The 8,818-nt window shown below is 68.7% G+C and carries 9 protein-coding genes; 1 reads left to right on the forward strand and 8 read right to left on the reverse strand.

Annotation, left to right across the window (positions count from 1 at the left end):
- A partial coding sequence (locus V6M63_RS10300; RefSeq protein ID WP_332741492.1) for an Hsp70 family protein occupies positions 1-387 on the reverse strand: 387 nt, incomplete at its 3' end.
- A gap of 96 nt (positions 388-483) precedes the next feature.
- On the reverse strand, positions 484-1,050 hold the full coding sequence (grpE, locus tag V6M63_RS10305) for a nucleotide exchange factor GrpE (protein WP_332741493.1): 567 nt from the start codon (positions 1,048-1,050) through the stop codon (positions 484-486).
- A 159-nt stretch (positions 1,051-1,209) separates the two neighbouring features.
- Between grpE and V6M63_RS10310 the strand changes: the two genes are divergently transcribed.
- Positions 1,210-2,061, forward strand: a complete 852-nt coding sequence (locus V6M63_RS10310) for a fumarylacetoacetate hydrolase family protein (RefSeq protein ID WP_332741494.1) — start codon at positions 1,210-1,212, stop codon at positions 2,059-2,061.
- Here V6M63_RS10310 and V6M63_RS10315 read toward each other — a convergent pair whose 3' ends face one another.
- From V6M63_RS10315 to V6M63_RS10340, 6 genes are all read right to left on the reverse strand, one after another.
- Entirely contained in the window at positions 2,062-2,403 is a 342-nt protein-coding gene (locus tag V6M63_RS10315) for a winged helix-turn-helix transcriptional regulator (protein ID WP_332741495.1), read from the reverse strand.
- 142 nt (positions 2,404-2,545) lie between these two features.
- Positions 2,546-3,088 carry a MarR family winged helix-turn-helix transcriptional regulator gene (locus tag V6M63_RS10320; protein ID WP_332741496.1) on the reverse strand — a complete coding sequence of 181 codons (543 nt, stop codon included), beginning with the start codon at positions 3,086-3,088 and terminating at the stop codon, positions 2,546-2,548.
- Between the two features lie 2 nt (positions 3,089-3,090).
- Complete coding sequence (locus V6M63_RS10325) at positions 3,091-4,806, reverse strand: acyl-CoA dehydrogenase family protein (protein ID WP_332741497.1); 1,716 nt, start codon at positions 4,804-4,806, stop codon at positions 3,091-3,093.
- A gap of 10 nt (positions 4,807-4,816) precedes the next feature.
- A complete protein-coding gene (locus tag V6M63_RS10330; RefSeq protein ID WP_332741498.1) occupies positions 4,817-6,559 on the reverse strand; it encodes a tannase/feruloyl esterase family alpha/beta hydrolase in 1,743 nt (580 codons plus the stop codon).
- A gap of 37 nt (positions 6,560-6,596) precedes the next feature.
- Positions 6,597-7,334, reverse strand: a complete 738-nt coding sequence (locus V6M63_RS10335; RefSeq protein ID WP_332741499.1) for an ABC transporter ATP-binding protein — start codon at positions 7,332-7,334, stop codon at positions 6,597-6,599.
- A 1-nt stretch (position 7,335) separates the two neighbouring features.
- Positions 7,336-8,818 (reverse strand): branched-chain amino acid ABC transporter ATP-binding protein/permease (locus V6M63_RS10340; protein ID WP_332741500.1); only part of this gene is annotated, 1,483 nt, incomplete at its 5' end.

Consider the following 8,818-nt stretch of genomic DNA (forward strand, 5'->3'; position numbering starts at 1 on the left):
GTCCTCGGCGGTCTTCTTCATCTTGCGCAGGATGTCGGCGCTGACCTGCTGGGCCGAGATCTGCTTGCCGCGCACTTCCACCCAGGCGTCGCCGTTGTCGGCCGCCACGATGGAGTAGGGCATCAGGTTGATGTCCTTCTGCACTTCCTTCTCGGTGAACTTGCGGCCGATCAGGCGCTTGATCGCGTACAGCGTGTTCTTGGGGTTGGTCACGGCCTGGCGCTTGGCGGAGGCACCCACCAGCACTTCGCCGTCTTCCTGGTAAGCCACGATCGAGGGCGTGGTGCGCGCACCTTCCGAGTTCTCGATCACCTTGGTGGTGTTGCCTTCCATGATGGACACGCACGAGTTGGTGGTGCCCAGGTCAATGCCGATGATTCGTCCCATGTTGTTGCTCCGTCTAGAAAAAAGATTGTTGAAAACGATGTGGATGAGGTGTGGATAAGTCGGGTTCTTTTCAAGAGCGCGACCGCACCGAATGCTTTATTTGGGCGCGGTGACCGTGACCAGGGCCGGGCGCAGCACGCGGTCGGCGATGGAATAGCCCTTTTGCAGGACGCTCACCACGGTGTTGGGCTCCTGTTCGGCCGGCACCATGCTGATGGCCTGGTGCTGGTGCGGGTCGAACTTCGTCGAACCCGCCGGGTTGATCTCCATCACCCGATGGCGCTCCAGCGCGCTCTTGAGTTGCTTGAGCGTGGCCTCGGAGCCCTCGCGCAGTTGTTCGCGCGTGGCCTCGGAGATTGCCAGGCCGGCCTCCAGGCTGTCTGCCACGGGCAGCAGACTCTCGGCAAAGCTCTCGACCGCGAACTTGCGCGACTTGCTGATCTCTTCTTCGGCGCGGCGGCGGGTGTTCTCGGCCTCGGCCTTGGCGCGCAGAAACTGCTCGGCCAGATCGGCGTTTTGCGCCTTGAGTGTGGACAGCTCCTGGGTCAGCGCGGTCAGGGTATCGGCCTCGTTGGCCGCCGCGGCTGCCATCGCTTCTTCGGCGCTCACAGGCGCACTGGGGTCCGGGGAGGCGTTGTCAGCGGGCTGGTTGTCGTGGCTCATGGAAGTGAATGGAAAAGTATTTGAAAAAAAGTGGGCAACGCTGGCCGCAGGCAGGCACATGGGGGCGCATGGCCCGGTTTCAAGGAGGCGACAGGCGTTTGAAGGGGGCGGGGGTCACAATCGGCCCCTTTCCAACAGTCGACTCAACAGGTTGAACCCATGAAACTCTTTCGCCATGGACCCGCGGGTGCCGAAAAACCCGGTCTGATCGATGCCAGCGGTACGCTGCGCGATCTCTCGGGGGTGGTGGCCGACATCCATCCGGCCACCCTGGGGCGTGATTCTATGGCCCGTCTGGCCGCGCTCGATCCGACCGGTCTGCCCGCCGTACCGCCCGGCACGCGTTTTGGCGCCTGCGTGGGGGGTGTGGGCAACGTGATCGGCATCGGCCTGAACTACGCCGATCACGCGGCCGAGGCCGGTCTGAAGCCGCCGAGCCAACCGATCGTGTTCAACAAGCACAGCGGCGCGGTCTGCGGTCCGAACGACGACGTGTGGCTGCCTCCCGGTGCGCAGAAGCTCGACTGGGAAGTGGAGCTGGGCATCGTGATCGGCCGCCGTGCCTTTCATGTCGGCGAAGACCAGGTCATGGACGTGGTGGCCGGTTTTTGCCTGGTCAACGACGTGTCCGAGCGCGCCTACCAGATGGAATATGAAGGCCAGTGGGCCAAGGGCAAGAGCTACCCCAGCCACTGCCCCCTGGGCCCATGGCTGGTGACGCCGGACGAGCTGGGCGACCCGCAGGATGTGGACCTCTGGCTGGACGTGAACGGCCAGCGCCGCCAGACTGGAAACACCCGCACCATGATCTTCGGCGTGAAGACCATCGTGAGCTATCTGAGCCGCTTCATGGCGCTGCAGCCCGGTGACGTGATCGCCACCGGCACGCCGCCCGGCGTGGGCATGGGCCACAAGCCGCCGATGTATCTGAAAGCGGGGGACGTGATGGCGCTGGGGGCGAGAGGCCTTGGCGAGCAGCACCAGACGGTGGTGGCCAGCCCCGGCGCCTGATCAGGCGCCCGGCTGGTGCGGCGTGGTGGCACTGGCCGCCACGCGCGCCTGCTGGTGCGACCACTTGGTGGCGAACTGCTGCACATCGCTCAGGCGGCGCGCCAGCTCGGCGCCCTGGGTCGTGAGGCGGTAGCCGTGGCCGCTGTGGTCCACCAGCCGCGCCGCTCGCAGTTCCTTGATGCGGGTGTTGAGGGTGTTGGGGGTCACGCCGCCCACGCTGTCCTGCAGCAGGCGGAAGGTCTGGGGATGGCCGTCGGAGAGAGCCCAGATCACCCGCATGGCGTAGCGTGATTCGAGCAGGTCGAAGAGCTGGATCACGGCAGCGTTGTCTTTGGCACTCATGCGGATTCTCCTGGGAGGCCTGGCGAAAGCCCGAATGAGAACTATAGACACGAAGCCAGGGTGCTACCAGTTTGCTAGCTGCGTGCGGTGCAGCAATGTGGCGCAAAGGCACACGCTACGGATTTACCCGGATTGCCAGGGCCTAGCGGCGGTAGACCTTGCGCAGCAGGGCGGTCAGGGTCTGCAGTTCGGCCGCGCTCAAGGCGTGCGTGGCTTCCTGCTCCAGGTTGGTTGCCGTGGTCTGCGCCTGGGCGTGCAGGCGCTGCCCGGCCGGGGTGAGGTGCAGGCCCTGGGCGCGCCGGTCGGTGGGGTGGGGCCGGCGCTCGACCAGGCCGCGCTTGTGCAGTGCCTTGACCATGCCCACCAGGTTGGGCGGCAGGATGTCGAGCGCCGCGCAGATCTGGCGCGAGGTCACGCCGGGGTTGTGCGCCACCACGGTCAGCACCGAGAAGTCCACCGGCCGCAGGTCGTAGGGTTCCATGCGGCGCAGGAACAGCGCAATGATGGTGAGCGCCGCGCGCCGGGCGTTGTAGCCCAGCAGGGTCTCCAGGTACGAGGTGTCGACCTCGCGCGCATCGCCCGTTGCGTTGCCCGCTCCGGCGTCGAGCTGCAGGCCGTCGCCGGCGTCTTTCTTGCGCGGACCGCGGGGGCGGCGCATGGCGTTGGCAATGGAGGTTTCGGGCATCGTCAGAGCATAGCCGGGCAGGGCTGCCCGACCGACAAGGTGGTGTTCATCATGGCCATGCGCATGTCGAATTCGGGCCACACCCAGCGCCAGAAGGCCGCGTGCGCGCTGGCATCGACGGCGGGTGCCGCGGCCAGGCGGTCCCAGGCCCAGGCCATGAGCAGCAAGGCCAGTGCGCGCAGGAAATCGTCGGCCAGCCAGAACGGCTGGTCGGGCGCAGCATCAGCCGCGCAGGTGTGCGGCACGACCTGCTCGCGCACGAAGGCGCCGAAGGTTTGCAGCGCCTGCCGGGTGCGGGGGCTGGGCACGCTGTCTGCCGCCAGTTCGGCCAGCAGTGTTTGCAGCGCGCTTGCCCCGTCGGGCAGGGTCTTGCGCACCAGCAGGTCGATCGCCTGGATCTCGTTCGTGCCCTCGTAGATCATGGCCACACGCGCGTCGCGCACGTGCTGCTCGATGCCCCATTCGCGCACATAGCCATGGCCGCCGAACACCTGCAGGCAGGCGCTGGCGCCGCTGAAGGCCTGCTCGGTCCAGGCCGACTTGAGCACCGGCGTGACCAGGCTGCACCAGCGCGCGGCGGCCTCGCGCCGCGCGGCGTCGGGGTGGTGCTTCTGCGTGTCCAGTTCAAGCGCGGTGCGGTAGGCGATCACACGGCCGGCGTCGATCCAGGCGCGCTGGGTGCCCAGGATGCGTTGCATCGCAGGGTGCAGGGCGATCACATCCGCCTGGCCGGCCTTGCTGGTGCTGCCGGGCGCGCGCATCTGGCGGCGTTCCTGCGCGTAGGCGTTGGCCTTTTGCCACGCGGCGTCGAGCAGGCCGATGCCCTGCAGGCCCACCAGCAGGCGCGCGGCGTTCATCATCACGAACATCGCGTTCAAGCCCTTGCCCGGCTCGCCCACGATGGATGCCGCCGCTTCGTCGAAACGCATCACGCAGGTGGGGCTGGCGTGGATGCCCATCTTTTCCTCGATGCGCTCGCAATGCACCGCACTGCGCTGACCGTCCTCGTCAAACTTCGGCACGAGGAACAGCGACAAACCCTTGGGACCAGGCGGCGCATCGGGCAGGCGCGCGAGCACCAGGTGCACGATGTTGTCGCTCAGGTCGTGCTCGCCGCCGGAGATGAAGATCTTGGTGCCCGACAGCGCAAAACGCCCGTCGGCCAGCGGCACGGCCTTCGTGCGCACCAGGCCCAGGTCGCTGCCGGCGTGCGGCTCGGTCAGGCACATGGTGGCCAGCCATTCGCCCGTGGCCAGCTTTTCGAGGTAGCGCGCCTTCAGGGCATCGGAGCCGTGGTGGCGGAGGCATTCGCAGGCGCCGTGCAGCAGGCCGGGCGCCATGGTCCAGCCGTGGTTGGCGGCGTTGAGCTGCTCGTGCAGCACGGCTTCCACCACGGTGGGCAGGCCCTGGCCGCCGTCTTCGGTGGCGCAGGCGAGCGAGGGCCAGCCGGCCTGCCAGAACGCCTGGTACGAGTCGCGGAAGCCCGGTGGCATGGTGACGGCGCCGTCCTGCCACTGCGCGCCGATCTCGTCGCCGCTGCGGTTGAGCGGCGCCACCACTTCGCCAACGAACTTGCCGGCTTCTTCGATCACCTGGGTGAGCAGGGCGGTGTCGGCGTGCTCCGCCATCGCCGGCAGTTCGGCCAGGCGCTCGTGCGCGCGCAGCACATCGAACAGCACGAAGGCGTGCGCAGCGGTGCGGGGCTGGTAGGCGTTCATGGCGGCCAGGTCAGCGGCAGGCGAAGCTGGACGCGGCTTCCACCGGGCCGCTGCCGTTGTAGCGCGCCACGGTGGGGTAGGCGCACAGCGGGCGGCTGCGGGTAGCGGACCAGTCTGCCGGCAACTCGGTGTTGACCCCACCGGCGTTGCCCGCGCCGCGTGCGCTGGCCATCACGGCCTGGGGGGCCACGCCTTGCTCCACCCACTTCACCAGCGGACCCAGCAGGTCGAACTGGTCAGCCGCCGGACCGCCGCTGCAGTGGTTCATGCCTGGCACCGGAAAGTAGCGCGCGAAGTCGGCCGCCTTGCCGCCCTGCGAGCGGTTCACGCGCTCGGTCCACTGGCGCGTGTCCTCGGCCGAGAAGATCGCGTCGCTCACACCGTGGTACAGCACCATCTTGGCGCCGCGCGCGCGCAGGGGCAACAGGTTGTCGGGCTTCTCGTGGCCGGGCGGGCTCATGAGCGCCAGGCCCGATTCGCGGTAGGTGTCGCTGGTGGCGGAGACCGCCGCGAGCAGGGCGTCGATGTTGGCGCTGGTGAAGTTCACCGGCGCGGCCGGCGGCGCGGTGAACACCGTGCCCACCGAGAGCGGGTCCAGTGCCACCGAGTTGACGAACTTCCAGGTCGCCCAGTTGTTGCCGGCGATGCCGGCGTCGTGCGGGAAGGCGCTGTAGATGGCCTGGCCGTTGGCGGCCTTGCCACCGGCCTGCACCTGGGCCAGCGTGGTCTTCTGTGCCGGCGTGAGGCAGTTGCCGTCGCGCGCGCCGCTGCAGGCGGGCACGTCGCGCACCACGTCGAAGGCGGCCTGGCAGGCCTGGGTGGCTTGCACCATGCCGTCGCTCAGGCCGTCGAGCGCATCGCAGCGGTTGAGGACGGCGCGCGCCACGGTCTGGCGTTCGGCGGCGCTGAGGGCGCTGCCCAGGTCGGGGATGTTCGCGTTGGGGTTGAGCGGGTGCTTCACCGTGGCGCCCGGTGTGGCCAGCGCCGCCCAGCGCTGCGCGCCCCACAGTTGCGCCAGCGCCGCGTTGGGCAGGCGGTAACCCGGCGCGCCGATCAGGTAGCCGTCGTACTGGTCGCCCAGGCGGCTGGCCGTCACCAGGGCGTGGCGCCCGCCGTTGGAGCAGCCGCCGATGTAGGAGCGGTCGGGCGCCTTGCCGTAGGCGCTGGTGATCAGCGCCTTGGCCATGGGCGTGAGCTTGGCCACGGCCTGGTAGCCGTAGTCCAGGCGCGCCTGCGGCTCCAGGCCGAAGACGGTGGTCTGCGCGCCGGTGTGGCCGGCGTCGGAGCTGATCACCGCGAAGCCCTGCGTCAGCGCGCCGGTGAGCGGGCCGCCGCCCAGGGCGCCTTCGGCCGGGCGCACGGCACCGTCCAGGCCGCCGTTGCCCTGGTAGTAGAAGCGGCCGTTCCAGGCCTGCGGCAGGCGCATCTCGAAGCCGATGGCGTAGTCACGGCCGTCGCTGCCCTTGCGCTTGTGCATCTGGCCCTTGACCAGGCAATGCGCCGCCACCGGCTGGCCCGCCAGCATGAGGCCACCCGCGGCCACCGGGGCCGCGGAGTCGATGCTGGTCTGTTCGAAGCGGAACTGGCCGGCCAGCGTGTCGCACTGGCGCAGGCTGGCGCCCACGGCGGGCGTGAGCGCGGCCGGTGTGGAGGTGCCCGGCGGTGCGGTGCCGCAGGCCGCGATGAGCAGGCCCAGACCGAGTGGCAGGGTCAAGCGGGTGGTCCGGTGGTGACGACGCTGTGCGTTCTTCATCTGGGGCTCCTCGGGTGGTTGGGGGCGGGTGATCGGGTCAGGCGGCTTGCCGCGCGGTGCCGAGATAGGTCTCGATCACGCGCGGGTCGCTGGCGAGTTCGCTGGCCGGGCCTTGCGCACTGAGTTCGCCCATCTCCAGCACATAGCCATGGTCGGCCACCTGCAGCGCGGCGCGCGCGTTCTGCTCCACCAGCACGATGGTCACGCCGGTCTGGCGCAGGCGCTCGATGATGGAAAAGATCTCTCGCACGATCAGCGGCGCCAGACCCAGGCTGGGCTCGTCGAGCATCAGCAGGTCGGGGCTGGACATCAGCGCGCGGCCCACGGCCAGCATCTGGCGTTCACCGCCCGAGAGCGTGCCGGCGAGCTGGGTGCGGCGCTCCTGCAGGCGCGGGAAGATGCTGTAGACGTCGTCGAGCTTGCCGCGCCATTTCGCATTGCCCAGTCGCATCTGGCGGAAGCCGCCGAGCAGCAGGTTGTCTTCCACCGGCATGGTGCCGAAGAGCTCGCGCTTCTCGGGCACCAGCGCCATGCCGTTCATCACGCGCTCTTCGAGCGTGAGGGTGGTGATGTCCTGGCCGCGGAATTCGATTCCGCCCTGGCCGGGCAGGATGCCCATGAGCGTGTTGAGCAGCGTGGACTTGCCGGCGCCGTTGGGGCCGATCACGGTGATCACGCCACCCGGCTGGGCCTGGATGTCGATGCCGTGCAGCACCTCGGCGCGGCCGTAACCGGCGCGCAGGCCCTTGACTTGAAGGATGGGTGTCGTGCTCATGTCAGTGTTCCGTTCCGAGGTAGGCCGCGCGAACCTTGGGGTCTTGTTGCACCTGTTCTGGCGGCCCCTGCGTGAGCAGGGTGCCGAACTCCATCACCACCAGGTGGTCGCAGATCTGCATCACCAGGTCCATGTCGTGTTCCACCAGCAGGATGCTCATGCCCTCGCCCTTGAGCTGGCGCAGCACGCCGCCCAGGGCCTGCTTCTCCTGGTGGCGCAGGCCGGCGGCAGGCTCGTCGAGCAGCAGCAGCGTCGGGTCGGCGCAGAGGGCGCGCGCGATCTCCATGAGGCGCTGCGGGCCCATGGCCAGGTTGCCGGCCTGCTCGTGCAGGTAGGCGCCCATGCCGATGCGTTCCAGCTGGCGCTGCGCTTCGCGGAACAGTTGCCGTTCCTCGCTGCGATTGGTGCGCAGCATGGCCGGCAGCACGCCCTTGTGCCCGCGCGTGTGCGCACCCAGCGCCACGTTCTCCAGCACCGTCATGTCGGGAATCATCTTCACGTGCTGGAAGGTGCGCGCGAGCCCCAACTGAGCGATGGCGCGCGAGGGCTTGCCGATCACGTTGCCGCCCTGGAACAGCACCTCGCCGCCGGTGGCCGGCAGCACGCCGGTGATGAGGTTGAAGGTGGTGGACTTGCCCGCGCCGTTGGGTCCGATCAGACCCACGATCTGGCCGGCGTGGATCTGGAAGCTGATGTCGTTCACGGCCACCAGGCCGCCGAACTGCATGCGCGCCTTCTGCACATCGAGCACCAGCGCGCCGGTGGCGGGCTTGGCGCGTTCGGGCAGGGCGGCGGCATCGGCCCAGTCCACCTTGCGCGGTGGCTTGGGCAGGTTGCGGTCGACCAGCGACCACAGGCCGTCGGGCAGGTATTTGAGAACGACCACCAGCGCGATGCCGAACACGATCACCTCGTAGCTGCCGCTGGTGCCGATCAGCTTGGGCAGCAGCACCTGCAACTGGTCTTCGAGCACACGAATGAGGCCGGCGCCGACGATGGCGCCCCACACGTGGCCCACGCCACCGATCACCGCCATGAACAGGTACTCGATGCCCATCTTCAGGCCGAAGGCCGAGGGGTTCACCGTGCGCTGGAAGTGCGCGAGCAGCCAGCCGGCAACGGAAGCGAACAGCGCGGCCAGCACGAAGATGGTGACCTTGTAGCGGAAGGTGCTGATGCCCATGGCCTCGGCCATCTGTGAACCGCCCTTGAGCGAGCGGATGGCGCGGCCCGCGCGCGAATCCAGCAGGTGCAGCAGCGCGGCGGCGAACGCCAGCAGGATGACCCAGGTGAGCACGAAGAAGGCGCGGCCCTGGCCGATGTCGAAGCCGGCGATGGACAGGCTTTGCAGGCCGAGCAGGCCGTCGTACTTGCCCAGCGCGTCCAGGTTGCCCATGAGGTAGTAGAGCGACAGGCCCCAGGCGATGGTGGCCAGCGGCAGGTAGTGGCCCGACATGCGCAGCGTGATCAGGCCCACCAGCAGC

The sequence above is a fragment of the Hydrogenophaga sp. genome (genome assembly GCF_036675665.1).
Classification (GTDB): domain Bacteria; phylum Pseudomonadota; class Gammaproteobacteria; order Burkholderiales; family Burkholderiaceae_C; genus Hydrogenophaga.